The following is an 18,132-nucleotide window of genomic DNA, read 5'->3' on the forward strand; positions in this document are numbered from 1 at the left end:
AATATCAGACCATCAATGACTACAACATTTGCTGTTTTTTCAATGAAATAAGAAAGTCTTATCCTGACTACCATCAAAAAATTCACCTTATTGTGGATGGAGCGGGTTACAACAAAGCTCATCTTGTTAAGGAGTGGGCTTATGTTAGCAATATTGAGTTACATTACCTTCCTCCCTATAGCCCAAATTTAAACCCAATAGAGCGATTATGGAAGGTCATGAATGAACAGGTTCGAAATAACCGTTATTTCGCGGATAAACATGAATTTCGAGACAAAGTCTTCAAATTTTTCACCACAACGCTACCGGATATAGCGGACTCGCTGATGTCTAGAATTAACGACCATTTTCAGGTGCTAAAAACTGCATCTTGAAGTTTCTTGGGTATATATCAATTCTATATCATGATAGCACATTGATATACGTTACCAAATCCCCATCACTCCCTTGCCGTCGCGATCCATCTTGAAATCCATTGGGTATATCATATTTTTATATTACCTTTGCTGATCGATGATAACGTTATGCCGCCCGGCAAACAATCTCTGTTTTGCAAATAGAAAGGATGTGTTTCCATATCATCAAATATCATCTCCAGATATTTTTCTAAGATGACAAAGAAACCCATGTTATCCCAAAATCAATTAACTGACATTTTTATCAGGACGCCATCAGGATTATTCTTTCCATACGACAAATCCCTCAATATAAAGTTTGTCCAGTGAAGTTTTCAAAAACGTCTCTATTGCAATCTCCGGGGACATAATAAGCGGCTGTCCTCTAACGTTGAATGAAGTATTCACCAGACAACCATAACCGGTTATCTTCTGTACCTCTTTCAATAATCGCCAAAAAGTTGCGTTAAAAGCACGTTCAACAAGCTGAATACGCGCCGTTCCATCAGCATGGACAATACCTGACACCGGCTTCATCATTTCTGGTTTTACTTTGGCGGTGCAAAGCATATATCGAGTCGGCATTAAATTGCGTGTCTCAAAAATAGTGTCGCAATCCTCATCCAAAATTGCCGGGGCAAATGGTCGGAAAGCCTCACGGAATTTCACTGTACTATTGATTCTATCTTTTATTCTTTCACCTGCCGGCAAAGCCAAAATTGAACGGTTGCCCAGTGCTCTTGGGCCAAATTCCATCCGATCATGGAACCAAGCAATGATTTTATCTTCTGCGATATCTTTAGCCGCGGTCGCAAAATAATCATCATTCAGCCCTAAATAACGCCATTTCATTCCTGCATTGCCACCATGTCGGAATAATACATTACGGACTTCATCGGTAGAGAAACGAGGACCGAGGTAAGGATTAAAGCAAGAATCGGCACCATTGTGATATTCACCAGCCACAAAAAGCGCAGCGCCCAAAGCCGAACCATCATCCCCCGATGCCGGTTGAACAAAGACGTTTTCCACACCATCAAGCTGACAAATAACTTGATTTGCTTTGCAGTTTAAGAATGATCCTCCAGCAAGACAGAGTGATGTTTCACCCGTTTTTCCCAGCCAATAGGTTACTAACTGTTTCAGCAGCAGTGTAAATTTTTCCTGTAATCCGGCAGCAAAATCCTGATGAACATCCCGTAAAGTGTCATCTTCTCTTCTCGGCGTAAAACCAAACATATCACTAAGTTGTGCCATTGCAGCGGGAAAACCATATTCTGCATTATCAAATGCTGGCGGTAACCAGTTTATCTGTATCGTTCCGCTCTCTACATCGAATTGAGCTAATTCATTGAAAATATCACGATATCGTTCAGGGTTACCATACGCAGAAAGTCCCATAACTTTATATTCATCGCTATTAAATACAAAGCCAAGGAACCGGGTACAGATAGAATAAAATATGCCTAATGAAGAGCTAATTGGCTGGCTGTACAATTTCTGGAATTGTTGGTCTTTAGCAAGATAAACACTTAAGGATTCTATTTCACCCATACCGTCTGAAATAATGCACAATGCAGAAGGGAAGCCACTAGGATAAAAGGTTGATGCCGCATGAGCCAAATGATGATCTACCCCTTGAAAACGCAATTCAATATTCTGCCATCCCTCAGCAGTTAATGCATTAATCATAGTTTTTCCACTAAAAACCTCCTCGAATAACGCTTCATTAGACATGAAAAATCGGCGATAATTATCATAATTAAAACCGTGGGCAATCACCTGTATATCATCTTGCGTAAGACCTGTTTCCGCCAAACAATAATTAATGGCATTAGCAGGAAACCGCCCTGTTCCTTTCTCTCCCGTAAAACGCTCTTCCGCCGCCGCTGCAACAATTTTTCCATCAATAATCACACAGGCTGCACTATCGACTCCCTGGCAAATACGTTCATCTAATTTACTCACCTCTGGATTATTCTCTCGCAGAAAACGTTGAGCATTAGGAAGGCCACTGATCCCTAATATAATCATTTTCTTCACCTCCAAATTGTTATTTTTCTTTCATAAAAATTAAACTATACGCTTTATACTGATAGCCCATTTTGTATTAAGTGGAATCAAGTTACCTTGCCAAACAAAGTAATGGCATTGTTACCACCGAAACCAAATGCATTATTTTATGTATTTAAAATTATTCTTCATTTCTATTTAATGAGTGATTAAATTAAATTTAAATTCAACACCCTCCGGCAAAATATATATTGAAAAACGCATTCCAACTAACTACCTGCAACAATTACGACTATTGGGATAGACTCTCATTTACCCAGAAAAATAACTCATAAACAATATAAAAGTAAAGATATCTGATAATCAGTTTCATACCCGTCATCTTCCAAATTGCCCTTTGTTGGCTGCACTCACTCACCCCGGTCACATCGTTATCTATGCTCCCAGGGATTCGCTCCCTTGCCGCGAAGCATCTTGAAATCCATAGGGTACAGATTCTATTAAAAATAGCGAAGCCAACATTGAAATAATAACCTTTTCTCATTAAAACGATTGGCAATATTCAGCCAGGTGAAGAAATATATTTATTATAAATCCAATCTGCTATTTTAGCTATTAACCACTTAATCCCCCATCAATGCAAAGAGATGTTCCTGTGATATAGGTTGATGTACTCAACGTCCCCACACAAAAACTGGCAATTTCATTAATATCTGCCATTCGTCTTAATGCGGTGCTTCTAGCGAATTCCATCTTCTTTTCTGGGGAAATATGACGCAACATACCACCATCAACATATCCCGGCATGACAGTGTAGGCCCTAATATTAAAACGGCCATAGTCATTAGAGATGTTTTTTACCAATGCATTCATGGCGGCTTTCGAACAAGAATAAGCGGTGGCACCGGTCTCTCCACGTAAACTTGCTGTAGAAGAGATAAATTGCATCACGCCATTACGATTCTTCATAAAATGTGGCAGCAAATATTTTGCTACTCTTGCTGCACCAAATAAGTTGACATTAAAAACGTCATGCCAACCCTCAATATCCTGAGCATGCAATAAACCATCCAATGACATTGCCGGTGTATAGATAACCGCGTCAATACATTTCATCTTCTCAACTGCAATGCCAATGGCTTCTCTAACACTGTTATCTGACATAACATCTAAATAAATTTCTTCATTACGCGGTTTACGTGAAGTGCCTAATACTTCATAACCACTTGCAACCGCATGCCGGCAAATTGCATTCCCAATTTCACTTGATGAACCAATAATAAGTATTTTGCTATCATATTTATGCATTTAAACATCCCTACTTCAAATAAAGTATTCAGAATAAACATCATTTAAATAATAAAATATTTTTAACTTATACATTATTAATTTATATATTATTAACGTATATATTTTAGCTTACCTATTTTCAACTCACTTGTTCCATCTAATTCTATGAGTCACCCTAAATAATAGGGTGAGTTCTTATATCTGTCAAATTATTAATCTAATATTTAAGCGATATCAACGCATTGGTTAAATTACATCCAAAAATTAAATAAAAAATATTATGCGTAAAAACATTCAATATAGCTAATTTAATTCAGTCATAATCAATACATGTGGTGAATGCATAATTAATTATTTAACTCCCTAACAATAACAATTAAAAATTGTTATCAATTATGTTAATTAATTATAAAAATGAAATATTATAATGCTATAATTAATAGAATAAACATCTGGCTTCAATTTTAAAAATATTAATCAGATTCTTTATGGAATTAATTCAATAATATTCACCAATAAGAATAGATTCTTAATAGAATCGATTTCAGCATATCTCCCAATGATAAAAATGCTATTCTCCCTTTTACTTTTTACTTTCCTGCCGTTAAGCTATTAACATTAAGTTTGCTCTATGGCACTATCATTTTGAACTAAAAGCACTATTTTTATAATTCGGCTTTGTAATTTGGCCTTGCAATTTGTCTGTAACGACCTTATTACTTTTTTCCCTCTATATTTTTGGTTTATGCACAGATGAAAACTCGTAGAATGAACGGCATACGGCCGTTTAGTGCTGTAATTGATGCTTGCTGGAAGGAATCTTACTCTTTTGCTCGTTTAACTAAAGATATTATTGCCGGTATTACTGTCGGTATTATCGCCATCCCGCTCGCTATGGCGCTAGCCATCGGCAGTGGTGTCGCGCCACAGTATGGGCTTTATACCGCCGCTATCGCCGGGATAGTTATCGCGATAACCGGCGGCTCACGCTATAGTGTTTCCGGCCCTACCGCCGCTTTCGTTGTCATTCTCTATCCGGTCTCTCAACAATTTGGTCTGAGTGGTTTGCTCATTGCAACATTAATGTCAGGCATTATTTTGCTGGTGATGGGATTAGCCCGCTTTGGTAAATTGATCGAGTATATTCCGCTACCCGTCACACTCGGTTTTACTTCTGGAATCGCGATAACTATCGCAACCATGCAAGTAAAAGATTTTTTTGGTCTGCAATTGGAACATATGCCAGAGAATTATATCAATAAGGTTGTGGCTCTGTTTCAAGCTCTGCCAACGCTGTATGTGAGTGATACGCTGATTGGCCTGACGACACTTGCTGTTCTGATTTATTGGCCTAAGCTTAGGCTGAAATTACCCGGGCATCTTCCTGCTCTCATTGCAGGAACTGCTGTGATGGGGATCATGAACTTATTCGATCAACATGTTGCTACTATTGGTTCTGAATTTAGTTATATATTGAATGATGGTACACAAGGGCAAGGTATCCCTCCCATCCTACCGCAATTTGTTTTACCGTGGCATTTACCTGATATGGGTGCTCATCAGGTTGATATAAGTTGGTCAACGGTTTCAGCCCTATTACCCGCCGCCTTTTCAATGGCAATGTTAGGTGCCATTGAGTCACTGCTTTGTGCCGTGGTTTTGGATGGTATGACCGGTAAGAAGCATCACTCAAACAGTGAATTGATTGGTCAAGGGTTGGGAAATATTGCCGCACCATTCTTCGGTGGCATTACAGCTACCGCCGCAATCGCCCGCTCAGCCGCCAATATCAGAGCCGGCGCAACATCACCGGTTTCAGCCATTGTTCACTCTCTGCTCGTGTTATTGACTTTACTGGCATTGGCCCCCATGCTCTCCTATCTTCCTCTGGCCGCTATGTCTGCCTTGTTGCTTATGGTCGCCTGGAATATGAGTGAAATACATAAAGTTATCGATCTGATCCGCCGTGCACCAAGGGATGACATTATTGTGCTGGTGCTTTGTATGTCGCTCACGGTGCTGTTTGATATGGTTATCGCAATTACGATCGGTATCGTATTAGCTTCACTGCTGTTTATGCGTCGAATAGCTAATATGACTCGCATCAGTCAATTGCCACAAACCAATGTCGATAAAGCTCTGCTGGTTGTTCGTATCAATGGCCCGCTATTCTTTGCCGCCGCTGAACGTATCTTCACCGAATTAAAGGAAGAAAGCGCCAGTTATCAGACAATTCTCATGCAATGGGATGCCGTTCCTGTGCTAGATGCCGGTGGGCTGCACGCTTTCCAGCGTTTTATTGATGAAGTGGGTAAGGATAAATATATTGCTGTTTGTGATATTCCATTTCAGCCGTTAAAAACACTGGCCAGAGCCAGAATACAATTGATTGAAAATCACCTTAGCTTCCATGCGACATTGCCACGAGCAATGGAAGAGTTGAATTTCAATAGCAAAACAGTTAACTAAAACCCGATAAAGAGTCGTTTAACTTTTTTCAACATAATGGCGCTGTAAACCAGCGCCAAATCTATTCATCACCAAATCTCGCCATCATTTGATGTCATGGCATCAAAAAGCCATTTTATTTACTGGTATCCAGTTGAGGGAAACTTTTCACTACATCATCAATCGCTTTCATCTGGCTCAAGAATGGCTCAAGTTTTGCCAACGGCAATGCTGATGGACCATCGCACATTGCATTCGCCGGATCAGGATGCGCTTCAAGGAACAAGCCAGCAATGCCGACTGCCATTCCCGCACGCGCCAGTTCAGCAACCNATTAAAACAAATTAAATTTGTTTTTTTAGTAAAAATACTGGCTAATTTATGGCTCTCAAATATATAAGCTTATTACTACGTTTCTTAGAGAAACATAGGTATATCTATAAATCAATTATTATTATGGAACCAAAAATTATGAATAATCTCGTCAAACCCCGCCATGTTGATATACTTAATCTTATTCAGCAACCACCGGTTACTGGTACAGTATATAAAATTGATCTTAAATCTGACGTTACAATTACTTTGTCGATACTGTCATCTGGGACTACAACATTATCTGAATATAAATTAGTTGGAAAAACTGACGATACTAAAAATCCTGTGAATATGTTTCTATATAACTCTCTTCTAAATGCCATGTACGCTGTTAATAATATAGAGGCATCCATTGAAAAAGATGTTGGCTCAGAGCAACAATATATAGTTAGTGTTAAACTATTAGAAATACCATCTAAACAACCTTAGCTTCCATGCGACATTGCCACGAGCAATGGAAGAGTTGAATTTCAATAGCAAAACAGTTAACTAAAACCCGATAAAGAGTCGTTTAACTTTTTTCAACATAATGGCGCTGTAAACCAGCGCCAAATCTATTCATCACCAAATCTCGCCATCATTTGATGTCATGGCATCAAAAAGCCATTTTATTTACTGGTATCCAGTTGAGGGAAACTTTTCACTACATCATCAATCGCTTTCATCTGGCTCAAGAATGGCTCAAGTTTTGCCAACGGCAATGCTGATGGACCATCGCACATTGCATTCGCCGGATCAGGATGCGCTTCAAGGAACAAGCCAGCAATGCCGACTGCCATTCCCGCACGCGCCAGTTCAGCAACCTGAGCACGACGACCACCAGACGCTGCACCAAATGGATCACACTTAAAAATGGAACAAGGGCCTGAGGCACGATTAAAGTTTTTGTCAAAAACAACGTAATATTATGTTGCACTTATTATGTGAATCCAAGTATTATCTCTATTTTTATAATCTCGCTATTTTAATCTCTTTTCAATATTAAAATCCATAAAGATAGTTTATTGTTCATACATATAATTATATATAGCAAGAAATATACCATTCATATTATATTTAACAGATAATAAGCCTATGTTAATTATAGAACAACAACATTATCAACTAGTTATATAAAATAATAAATTATACTTGACAACCCCAAAATATAATTTATTATTAATTAAAACAAATTAAATTTGTTTTTTTAGTAAAAATACTGGCTAATTTATGGCTCTCAAATATATAAGCTTATTACTACGTTTCTTAGAGAAACATAGGTATATCTATAAATCAATTATTATTATGGAACCAAAAATTATGAATAATCTCGTCAAACCCCGCCATGTTGATATACTTAATCTTATTCAGCAACCACCGGTTACTGGTACAGTATATAAAATTGATCTTAAATCTGACGTTACAATTACTTTGTCGATACTGTCATCTGGGACTACAACATTATCTGAATATAAATTAGTTGGAAAAACTGACGATACTAAAAATCCTGTGAATATGTTTCTATATAACTCTCTTCTAAATGCCATGTACGCTGTTAATAATATAGAGGCATCCATTGAAAAAGATGTTGGCTCAGAGCAACAATATATAGTTAGTGTTAAACTATTAGAAATACCATCTAAACAACCTTAGCTTCCATGCGACATTGCCACGAGCAATGGAAGAGTTGAATTTCAATAGCAAAACAGTTAACTAAAACCCGATAAAGAGTCGTTTAACTTTTTTCAACATAATGGCGCTGTAAACCAGCGCCAAATCTATTCATCACCAAATCTCACCATCATTTGATGTCATGGCATCAAAAAGCCATTTTATTTACTGGTATCCAGTTGAGGGAAACTTTTCACCACATCATCAATCGCTTTCATCTGGCTCAAGAATGGCTCAAGTTTTGCCAACGGCAATGCTGATGGACCATCGCACATTGCATTCGCCGGATCAGGATGCGCTTCAAGGAACAAGCCAGCAATGCCGACTGCCATTCCCGCACGCGCCAGTTCAGCAACCTGAGCACGACGACCACCAGACGCTGCACCAAATGGATCGCGGCATTGGAGTGAATGAGTGACATCAAAAATGACCGGATGCCCCCCCGTTGCCTGAGCCATGACATTGAAGCCCAACATATCCACTACCAAATTGTCATAACCAAAGTTGCTGCCACGGTCACATAAGATCACCTGATCGTTGCCGCCCTCTTTGAATTTATCCACAATATTTCCCATCTGACCCGGGCTAATAAACTGGGGTTTTTTAACGTTGATCACCGCACCGGTACGCGCCATCGCCTCAACTAAATCAGTCTGACGCGCCAGAAATGCCGGCAGTTGGATGACATCAACCACTTCCGCCACCGGTTGTGCCTGTGCCGACTCATGCACGTCAGTGATGATTTTCACACCGAAAGTTTGTTTCAGTTCCTGAAAAATCTTCATTCCCTCTTCCAGACCCGGGCCGCGGTAAGAGTGAATTGATGATCGGTTTGCTTTATCAAAGGAGGCTTTGAAAACATAAGGAATGCCCAATTTTTGTGTCACTGTCACATAGTGCTCACAAATACTCATGGCCAAATCCCGTGACTCAAGGACATTCATACCACCAAAGAGAACAAACGGTAGATCATTCGCGACCTTAATATCACCAATATGAACCACTTTCTGTTGCATACTTATACCTTCCGTTAGGGACCAATAAATTAATGAGATAAATCAGTGCAGTGCGCTATTCATCAGTGCAAAACAATATTTCAGTACAAAACCATGTTCAATGTAAAACAATATTTATTTCAATGTAAAACAATGCATTGCTGCTGAATGGCGTATATCTGCATTCTGACCATTTCTGCCACCGGGTCCTCCGGGCAGTGCTCCACAAAATAATTTAAATCAGAAACCGCAATATGATTACAATCAAGTTCCGCATAAATCAGCCCCCTATCACGTATTTCATAGGGGTTATCGGGATCAAATATCAGCACAGCTTCGCTCGTTCTCAGTGCCAATTCCATCTGCCCTTCGTCCATCAATGCAGCTTTTATTGTATCCAGCACTTTACGTATAATGCTGGCGTTATCCGCTCCTTGCAAATCATCGGCTGTTAATTTAGCTGTCTGACTAATATTGCCTTTAAGCCACACATCAAGCACATATTCACTTAACGCTTCACCATTGAGTGGATTAATAAACCTCGCCGTGTTATCTGGATAATCAACACGCAAAATCAACTGGGTTGGAAAAACCACCGGCATAAACGGTAGCGCTAAAGCCTGAGCAATATGGATAAGAATTACCCCTAAAACAGCAGAGGAACCTTGGCGAGTTTGCAGTACTTTATCTAGCCATAATGTATCCGACAGACAATAAACACCACCGGCACCGCCGAATTTCCAGCTTTGATAAAAAAGCCTCAGTAATTTTTCCAACCGTTCTTCTATAGTTAACTGCGGAGATATTTCACGTCTGGCTTCATCAATCAATGCTTGAAGCTGCATTTCCACTGAATGCTGAGGAAAATCAGAACGCAATGTTCGGGAAATTAACAGGATACCGCTACTTAACGATGCATTATTAAATTCATAATCAGCTATGGCTTTCATCACTTTTCCACTGACCCTGTGTTATTCGCTCATTACCGCCATAATCCTGAAAAGTAGCTACCTGCCGATAACCACTTTCAGAAAACAGGCTTCTTATAACATTTCCCTGTTTCCAACCATGTTCCAATAACAACCACCCACCAGGTAACAAAAAATGGCGAGATAGATCAATAATGGTATTCAGATCAGCAATTCCCTGTTTTGCCGCAATTAATGCACTATCTGGCTCAAACCGAACATCGCCCTGAGATAGATGTGGATCGGTTTCATCTATATAAGGCGGATTACTGACAATCATACCAAACTGTTGATTATTCAACGAAAAAAACCAATTACTTAACAAAAAATCCACATTTTGTATTTTGAGTTTTTCAGCATTGCCCTGCGCCAGCATCACCGCATCAGGATTGATATCAACCCCGGTAACCCGGCAATCAGGGCGCTCACTTGCGATTGCCAATGCAATTGCGCCGGTTCCCGTTCCCAAATCCAGAATGCAGCAAGGTGTCAGCGATAGCCGTTCAAGTGCCTTTTCTACCAGACATTCTGTATCAGGACGTGGGATTAACGTAGCGGGAGAGACATTTAATGGCAACGACCAGAATTCACGCTCACCGGTGATGTAGGCAATAGGTTCACCTTTCACCCGGCGAGCGAGTAAAGCCTCAAGCTGGCTGAACTGCTCTGGAGCCAACTGAGTTTCACCGAATGCCAATAGATAAGTTCGGGAATGGTGAGTGACAAACCCCAACAAAATTTCTGCATCTCGTTTAGGACTGTCACTCGCCGATAACTGCATTGTGGCTTGTTTAAGCCAAGATAGATAATCCATCAATCCTGCTCTGACAAAGCCGATAATAGATCAGCCTGATACTCATTCACAATCGGCTGAACAAGCATATCCAATTTGCCTTCTATCACTTCATCAAGGCGGTACAAAGTGAGGTTAATGCGGTGATCCGTCACCCGCCCTTGCGGGAAATTGTAAGTACGATTGCGATCTGAACGATCACCGGAACCCAGCAAGTTACGGCGCTCAGAAGCTTCCGCTTCCTGACGTTTACGAACCTCCGCAGCGCGAATACGGGCCGCCAATACCGACATCGCTTTCGCTTTGTTTTTATGCTGTGAACGTTCATCCTGACATTCAACGACAATGCCAGTTGGAATATGAGTGATACGGATGGCGGAATCCGTGGTGTTGACATGCTGTCCACCCGCACCCGATGAACGGAACGTATCAATACGCAGATCACTTGGACTGATTTCCGGCAACTCGGCGTCCGGGATCTCCGGCAAAACCGCAACGGTACAAGCAGAAGTGTGAATACGCCCCTGCGATTCGGTTTCCGGTACACGTTGAACACGATGACCACCCGATTCAAATTTTAAATGACCATAAACCTGCTCACCAGAAACTTTCGCAATAATTTCCTTATAGCCACCATGCTCACCATCGTTAGCACTGATGACTTCAACTTTCCAACGACGGGATTCAGCATAACGGCTGTACATACGAAACAAATCCCCGGCGAAAATCGCCGCTTCATCACCACCGGTTCCTGCACGCACTTCAAGAAAACAGTTACGCTCATCATCAGGATCTTTCGGCAACAGCAACAATTGCAGTTGCTGCTCTAATTCTTCATTGCGAACCTTAGCGTCCCTGATCTCTTCCTGTGCCATTTCCCGCATTTCAGGGTCATCAAGCATTATTTCGGCTGCTTTAAGATCATCCTGAACCGCACTCCAGGCCTTAAAACAGTTCGTCACATCAGTCAGTTGAGCATATTCCCGCGACAAAGCACGAAAACGTTCCTGATCAGCAATCACATCGGCATCACCGAGATGAGCCAAAACTTCCTCGTGACGTTCTTGCAATGCTTCCAATTTAGCAACAATAGAAGGCTTCATTCTTGGTTTCAGACCCTATTCCGAGATATGGTTAATTATGTTCCAGCCCCAGGCTGTCACGTAATAAATTAAGACGCTCCAGATCACCATTGCTGGCTGCTTGCTGGAGTGATTTGGTAGGAGCATGTATCAGGCGGTTCATCAATTGATGAGTCAATTGATTGATTGCCTGTTCTACGTCAGCTCCCTGATTGATAGCAGTCAGTGCCTTAGCCGCCATCTCAGCCCGCATCTGTTCTGCCTGATTACGATACTCACGGATTGAATTCACTGCACTCTGCGAACGCAACCAATCCATAAAATAACGGCTTTCCTGCTGAACAATACATTCAGCCTGAACCGCCGCTGCTTTGCGCTGCGCAAGATTCTGCTGAATAATTGCCTGCAAATCGTCAACACTGTAGAGATAGACGTTATTGAGTTTTTCCACATCAGGCTCTATATCACGAGGAACCGCAATGTCAACGAGCAACATCGGTTGGTTACGGCGTAACTTTAATGCACGTTCAACCATCCCTTTACCAATAATAGGCAGCGGGCTGGCCGTCGAACTGATAACAATATCAGCTTCAGCTAAACGTATATCAATTTCAGGCAAGGTGATCACTTCCGCCTGAACTTCATCAGCCAATACCTGTGCCTTCTCTTTTGTCCTGTTAGCAATCATCATATGGTGCACACGATGCTCTCTCAAATGACGAGCCGCTAGCTCAATGGTTTCTCCGGCACCTACCAGCAAAATATTCAGTTCAGAAAGTGATTCAAAAATCTGCCGCGCCAAGGTACAAGCGGCAAATGCAACAGAAACCGCATTCGAACCAATCTCTGTTTCCGTTCTGATGCGCTTGGCAACAGAAAATGATTTCTGAAATAGTCGCTCCAGTTCACTCGATAAAGAGTGGCTGTGCTGCGACTCGGCAAATGCTTTCTTCACTTGCCCAAGAATCTGAGGTTCCCCAAGTACCAACGAATCCAGCCCACTCGCCACTCTCATCAAGTGGCTAACGGCTTCATTATCACAATGCCAGTAAATACTGGATTTTAGCTCTCTGGGATTCAGTTGATGGTATTCACACAACCAGCCAATTAACTGCTCATACAGATTATCTTGCTGTTCTACGCTGAGATAAAGCTCCGTACGATTACACGTTGACAACACAACCCCCCCTTTCACCAAGGGATGCTGGAGGAGGTTATCAAGCGCTTCACCAATCGTATCTGGAGAAAAAGTCACCCGTTCACGCAAGGATACAGGGGCCGTTTTATGGTTAATACCAAGTGCTAACAAAGTCATATCAACTTCATTGAGTTATCAGCAGAGAGATCGTTCATCGTAAAAAACATTCTATACCCGTTATCTTTCAAGTTGCTTCTTTGTTGGCTGCACTCACTCAACCCGGTCACATCGTTATCTATGCTCCCGGGGATTCGCTCCCTTGCCGCCGCGATCCATCTTGAAATCCATAGGGTATAATATTGATGAAATCATCACCCTTAATAAGGACTCTTATAAGCTGTGCATTCTACTTGATACCTCAGCTCAATAAAAGACAATCAGCAGTGTCTGATATCATTATTCAGAACATTTTTTTGAAATTTAACTGGATTAATAGTTCATTCTTCATTATTAAGTGATGTAAAAGTTTTCACGTTATTAAACAGAGATTACCGATGAAGCCAATACAAAAATTATCACTATTCCGCCTATTGCCACTCTCTTGTGTACTACTGTTGACCGCCTGTACATTAACACAACCTGGCGGAACAGGTTCGGCGGATTCTCCTCAATGGCGAGCACATACCCAACAGCTACAGCAATTAAATCAATATCAAACACGTGGATCTTTTGCCTATCTGTCTAATGAGAAAAAAGTTTATGCCCGCTTTTTCTGGCAACAATATCATCCTGAACACTACCGTTTATTACTGACTAACCCACTGGGCAGCACGGAATTAGAACTGATCGTTCAGCCAAACATGACGCAATTAACCGATAGTCAAGGTAAAAAATATTTTAGTGATAACCCCGAAGAGATAATTTATCAGTTCACCAATATGGATATTCCATTAGATAATCTGCGGCATTGGATAACGGGTCTCCCCGGTGATGCCAAAAACTTTAAACTGGATGCTAGCTATCTATTGAAAACCGTCAATTACCAGCAAAATGGCGCAACATGGCAGGTTAACTATCAATCCTACGATACCTCAACCACCCCCGCCCTTCCCAACCGTCTGGAACTGATTCAGGGTGATCGCCGCATTAAACTGAAAATGGATAACTGGACCACAAAATAATGACATTCACTTGGCCCTCACCGGCAAAACTGAACCTATTTCTCTATATCACCGGTCGTCGCGCTGACGGTTACCACCAGTTACAAACGCTATTTCAATTTCTTAATTATGGTGATGAAATTACGATTACCCCTCGTCAGGATAATGAAATTCGTTTACTGACACCCGTGGAGGGAGTGGAACACGATAACAACCTGATTGTTCGCGCAGCACGTCTCTTGCAATCCTATAGCGACAAACACCATGCGGGTATTGCTCATAAAGGTGCTGATATTCATATCAACAAACGTCTGCCAATGGGCGGTGGGTTAGGCGGAGGTTCATCCAATGCCGCTACCGTACTCATAGCCCTGAATTATCACTGGCAAACCGGTTTCACAGACGAAACACTGGCCGCCCTCGGCGTAAGTCTTGGTGCTGATGTGCCCATCTTTGTCAAAGGGCATGCCGCATTCGCAGAAGGTATTGGTGAAATCCTGCACATAGCCGAGCCGGAAGAAAAATGGTATCTGGTTGCGCATCCTGGTATTGAAATCTCAACTCTGCGTGTCTTCACAGATCCAGAATTAAAACGTGATACACCAATTCGCCCTCTGGCCGCATTATTAAAGGCTCCGTACCTAAATGATTGTGAATCTCTTGTAAGAAAACGTTTCCGTAAGGTTGAACAGCTTCTTTCATGGCTGCTAGAATACGCGCCGTCACGCCTGACCGGAACCGGTGCATGTGTATTCGGTGAATTTGAATCAGAAGCATCGGCCCGTAAGGTGTTAAATCAAGCCCCTGAGTGGTTGCAGGGTTTTGTTGCGCGTGGCGTTAACAATTCACCTTTGCACAATTTCCGCTCTGGGATACCCGTGTTATTGAACCAATGAATAAATATGTTATTTAACATTGGTCAACAATATCTCTCTGGACGCAAGCCTGAGGTCTTTCTCGTGCCCGATATGAAGCTTTTTGCTGGTAACGCTATCCCGGAACTAGCACAACGTGTTGCCAACCGCCTGTACACTAATCTTGGAGATGCTGCTGTCGGCCGTTTCAGCGACGGTGAAGTCAGCGTGCAAGTTAACGAAAATGTGCGTGGTGGTGATATTTTCATCATCCAGTCCACTTGTGCACCGACTAACGACAACCTGATGGAATTAGTCGTTATGGTGGATGCACTGCGTCGTGCTTCCGCAGGACGTATTACCGCAGTAATCCCTTATTTCGGTTATGCCCGTCAGGACCGTCGAGTCCGTTCCGCCCGTGTGCCAATTACCGCCAAAGTTGTTGCAGACTTCCTGTCCAGTGTCGGTGTAGACCGCGTACTGACTGTTGATCTGCATGCTGAACAGATCCAAGGTTTCTTTGATGTTCCGGTTGATAACGTATTTGGCAGTCCAATTCTGCTGGAAGATATGCTACAGAAAGAGTTAGAAAACCCTATCGTTGTTTCCCCGGATATTGGCGGGGTTGTCCGCGCACGTGCTATTGCTAAGCTGCTGAATGATACCGATATGGCCATTATCGATAAACGCCGCCCACGCGCTAACGTTTCTCAAGTGATGCATATTATCGGTGATGTTGCTGGCCGCGACTGCGTGCTGGTCGATGACATGATCGATACCGGAGGCACCTTATGCAAAGCGGCTGAAGCATTGAAAGAACGCGGAGCAAAACGTGTATTTGCCTATGCTACTCACCCAATTTTCTCCGGCAATGCGGTGGATAACATTAAAAACTCGGTGATTGATGAAGTGGTTGTTTGTGACACCATCCCATTGTCTGCTGAGATCAAAGCGCTCAATAAAGTTCGTACTCTCACTTTGTCCGGTATGTTAGCTGAAGCGATCCGGCGTATCAGTAATGAAGAGTCAATTTCTGCGATGTTTGAGCACTAATAAATAAGTTATACTCATATATGAAAAAACCCGTTGTACAAGAGCTTCAACGGGTTTTCTGTTTACTCTGGAAGAATAATACTTCTCCATTTTTGTTATGGATACCGATGACTACCACGACGATAACGCTCATCATAGTTTCTTAGCCACCAATAACGATCTGCCACACCTTCCCGGCCTCCCACACCGGCACCAGCCAACCAAACAAGCGCACCAATAAAAACGCCCAATAGCGCTGCTTCAGATAAAAACTCAGGCCAGCCAAAACCGAAGATGTGAGGCAGTAATGTATAAACCAGGCTACTCACTATGGTGAACATACCGACACCCATCAATACATTACCGACTATGAAGGCACTTTGACGTTTCATATGTTACCTCCAACACTCTTCATTAATACACACTCTTCGTTAATACACACTTTCCGTTAATACACACTCTCCGTGAACACTAAGAACCGAAAATTCAACAGCTAACGTTAATTGACTCTATATAACTTTATAGCCTATTTATAGTATAGCCCTATTTCATAAAAGGTCATTGCGGACACGATCACAACTAAAGGAGATTTAATAACAATTCCCTCATCATTGTGAGAAATAACATGAAGAAATAATGAGTTAGTAACCTGAACTTTGCTTAAAGAGAAGTTCAGGTTTTTAACTAAATATTGATATATAACAATGATAGTTGTGAAATCCCACCCAGGTTATATATTCTTAATCAATGATTCCTACCGGGATAATAAAAATCATCTTATTTTCACACTGCATGATAACGGCTAAAAACAGGGGATTTGTCTAATTTTTTAATGAGTAACCATCAATCAGCATCCCCAAATATCCAACACCTAATATAGCCCTGGGGTTAATTCTATCCACGCTTGAGAATATACCCTCCCATCAATACAACTTATATACACCGATGAAAATTCACTCATGGGAGGTACATGATTATGAGGCGAATACCCCCGAGAATAAGAAGAAGAAACTCTAAAGCTAAAATAGCCATTTTTATCGGTAGTCATATGTTTGTCTTGATCACTCAATGACAGATAAGATCCCATAGATACTCCTATAGTGACATTAGGTTCACCTACGCCATTCTTATATAAATATCCAGCTATAATACCGCTTGAAAATGAATACAGCACAGCCGGAAATTCTATAATCTTTAACTGATATGGATTATACGTGAAACACATAGCTATAGCCTTTTCAATAGCTCCCGCTTGTGCCATTAGTATCACTTCACCAGCACGACTAGATTGTATTGACGCCGTTATCTTACCATCTTTATCTGTCATCCCGGACGACGGAGCTACTGTTGCCCCACTATCTGCATAGAAGGTTATTTCTTGGTTTTTAATTCCATTACCCAACCGATCATACACCGTTGCAACTACCTTATTCTCATCGGCACTCTTAGTCCATGCATTATTTTTTTCTAAGTCAAGATTAAGCACTGCCACCGATTGAGGAGCAACAGTAAACTCGACCTGGAGAGGAGGGGCTTCTATTTCAGTATCATCTTCCAAGCAAGCATACACATTCCCTTGACACGGAGTTGAATCAGTAGAGATTATTTCAACTGATACCTTACCCAGTACTCCTGTACCTTTTATAATTTTACGATCATTATTCTCTTTAAATACCATAGATTGATTATCTAACGTGAAAATTATATTTACCCCATGCAATAAATAACCATCCTGGATTGCGCTTACACCGATATCTATCGGTTTATCCGCAGTTTCCGTTTTTTCATTTGATAGCCAATTTAATGTTTTAGCCTCTTTTGGTGCTTGTTCGTCATTCATTTCATTCTCCTAATTTATCACTATCATGTATATTTATATATGTCATCATCGATTTAAAGTTAAAAAAATAATTTCAAGTTGATAACATTATACTAATTA

General features: G+C 41.3%; 17 protein-coding genes and 2 pseudogenes. 7 read left to right on the top strand and 12 right to left on the bottom strand.

Annotated features, from left to right (window positions below):
- Positions 1-374, top strand: a 374-nt coding sequence (locus AACQ38_RS03355; RefSeq protein ID WP_165577415.1) for an IS630 family transposase, incomplete at its 5' end; no start/stop codon positions are given.
- 303 nt (positions 375-677) lie between these two features.
- Here AACQ38_RS03355 and AACQ38_RS03360 read toward each other — a convergent pair.
- The 3 genes from AACQ38_RS03360 to AACQ38_RS03370 form a co-directional block, all read right to left on the bottom strand.
- A complete protein-coding gene (locus AACQ38_RS03360; RefSeq protein WP_165577416.1) occupies positions 678-2,429 on the bottom strand; it encodes a carbamoyltransferase family protein in 1,752 nt (583 codons plus the stop codon).
- Positions 2,430-2,700: 271 nt separating this feature from the next.
- Entirely contained in the window at positions 2,701-2,967 is a 267-nt protein-coding gene (locus AACQ38_RS03365) for a hypothetical protein (protein ID WP_125026230.1), read from the bottom strand.
- A 56-nt stretch (positions 2,968-3,023) separates the two neighbouring features.
- Positions 3,024-3,716, bottom strand: a complete 693-nt coding sequence (locus tag AACQ38_RS03370; RefSeq protein ID WP_165577417.1) for an SDR family NAD(P)-dependent oxidoreductase — start codon at positions 3,714-3,716, stop codon at positions 3,024-3,026.
- A gap of 735 nt (positions 3,717-4,451) precedes the next feature.
- On the opposite strand from AACQ38_RS03370, the gene dauA reads away from it, so the two are divergent.
- Complete coding sequence (gene dauA / locus AACQ38_RS03375; RefSeq protein ID WP_041380067.1) at positions 4,452-6,167, top strand: C4-dicarboxylic acid transporter DauA; 1,716 nt, start codon at positions 4,452-4,454, stop codon at positions 6,165-6,167.
- Between the two features lie 115 nt (positions 6,168-6,282).
- Here dauA and AACQ38_RS03380 read toward each other — a convergent pair.
- Positions 6,283-6,477 (bottom strand): annotated as a pseudogene (locus tag AACQ38_RS03380) (3-deoxy-8-phosphooctulonate synthase); the annotation flags it as partial.
- A 140-nt stretch (positions 6,478-6,617) separates the two neighbouring features.
- Here AACQ38_RS03380 and AACQ38_RS03385 point away from each other — a divergent pair.
- Positions 6,618-6,950 carry a hypothetical protein gene (locus AACQ38_RS03385; protein WP_165577418.1) on the top strand — a complete coding sequence of 111 codons (333 nt, stop codon included), beginning with the start codon at positions 6,618-6,620 and terminating at the stop codon, positions 6,948-6,950.
- A gap of 179 nt (positions 6,951-7,129) precedes the next feature.
- On the opposite strand, the pseudogene AACQ38_RS03390 reads toward AACQ38_RS03385, so the two are convergent.
- Positions 7,130-7,363 (bottom strand): annotated as a pseudogene (locus AACQ38_RS03390) (3-deoxy-8-phosphooctulonate synthase); the annotation flags it as partial.
- A gap of 457 nt (positions 7,364-7,820) precedes the next feature.
- Between AACQ38_RS03390 and AACQ38_RS03395 the strand changes: the two are divergent.
- A complete protein-coding gene (locus AACQ38_RS03395; protein WP_165577418.1) occupies positions 7,821-8,153 on the top strand; it encodes a hypothetical protein in 333 nt (110 codons plus the stop codon).
- Between the two features lie 179 nt (positions 8,154-8,332).
- On the opposite strand, the gene kdsA is transcribed toward AACQ38_RS03395, so the two are convergent.
- From kdsA to hemA, 5 genes are all read right to left on the bottom strand, one after another.
- Complete coding sequence (kdsA, locus tag AACQ38_RS03400) at positions 8,333-9,187, bottom strand: 3-deoxy-8-phosphooctulonate synthase (protein WP_011146328.1); 855 nt, start codon at positions 9,185-9,187, stop codon at positions 8,333-8,335.
- 119 nt (positions 9,188-9,306) lie between these two features.
- On the bottom strand, positions 9,307-10,116 hold the full coding sequence (sirB1, locus tag AACQ38_RS03405; RefSeq protein ID WP_011146327.1) for an invasion regulator SirB1: 810 nt from the start codon (positions 10,114-10,116) through the stop codon (positions 9,307-9,309).
- Complete coding sequence (gene prmC / locus AACQ38_RS03410; protein WP_165577419.1) at positions 10,100-10,948, bottom strand: peptide chain release factor N(5)-glutamine methyltransferase; 849 nt, start codon at positions 10,946-10,948, stop codon at positions 10,100-10,102. The genes sirB1 and prmC overlap by 17 nt, the downstream gene beginning before the upstream one ends.
- Complete coding sequence (prfA, locus tag AACQ38_RS03415) at positions 10,948-12,030, bottom strand: peptide chain release factor 1 (protein WP_011146325.1); 1,083 nt, start codon at positions 12,028-12,030, stop codon at positions 10,948-10,950. The genes prmC and prfA overlap by 1 nt, the downstream gene beginning before the upstream one ends.
- A gap of 31 nt (positions 12,031-12,061) precedes the next feature.
- Positions 12,062-13,324, bottom strand: a complete 1,263-nt coding sequence (hemA, locus tag AACQ38_RS03420; RefSeq protein WP_011146324.1) for a glutamyl-tRNA reductase — start codon at positions 13,322-13,324, stop codon at positions 12,062-12,064.
- A gap of 377 nt (positions 13,325-13,701) precedes the next feature.
- Between hemA and lolB the strand changes: the two genes are divergently transcribed.
- From lolB to prs, 3 genes are all read left to right on the top strand, one after another.
- Positions 13,702-14,328: a lipoprotein insertase outer membrane protein LolB gene (lolB, locus tag AACQ38_RS03425; RefSeq protein WP_165577420.1), complete on the top strand. Its 627-nt coding sequence runs from the start codon at positions 13,702-13,704 to the stop codon at positions 14,326-14,328.
- On the top strand, positions 14,328-15,203 hold the full coding sequence (gene ispE / locus AACQ38_RS03430; RefSeq protein ID WP_165577421.1) for a 4-(cytidine 5'-diphospho)-2-C-methyl-D-erythritol kinase: 876 nt from the start codon (positions 14,328-14,330) through the stop codon (positions 15,201-15,203). The genes lolB and ispE overlap by 1 nt, the downstream gene beginning before the upstream one ends.
- Positions 15,204-15,266: 63 nt before the next feature.
- The gene (gene prs, locus AACQ38_RS03435; protein ID WP_011146321.1) at positions 15,267-16,214 is read left to right on the top strand and encodes a ribose-phosphate diphosphokinase; all 948 of its coding nucleotides are present in this window, start codon (positions 15,267-15,269) and stop codon (positions 16,212-16,214) included.
- Positions 16,215-16,309: 95 nt separating this feature from the next.
- Here prs and ychH read toward each other — a convergent pair whose 3' ends face one another.
- Both ychH and AACQ38_RS03445 read right to left on the bottom strand, forming a co-directional pair.
- Positions 16,310-16,585 (bottom strand): stress-induced protein YchH, encoded by a 276-nt coding sequence (gene ychH, locus AACQ38_RS03440; protein WP_011146320.1) that lies wholly within the window; start codon positions 16,583-16,585, stop codon positions 16,310-16,312.
- A 479-nt stretch (positions 16,586-17,064) separates the two neighbouring features.
- Complete coding sequence (locus AACQ38_RS03445) at positions 17,065-18,033, bottom strand: Ig-like domain-containing protein (protein ID WP_165577422.1); 969 nt, start codon at positions 18,031-18,033, stop codon at positions 17,065-17,067.
- Positions 18,034-18,132 lie beyond the last annotated feature (99 nt).

This window comes from Photorhabdus sp. RW14-46, assembly GCF_963887965.1.
Classification (GTDB): Bacteria; Pseudomonadota; Gammaproteobacteria; order Enterobacterales; family Enterobacteriaceae; genus Photorhabdus; species Photorhabdus laumondii.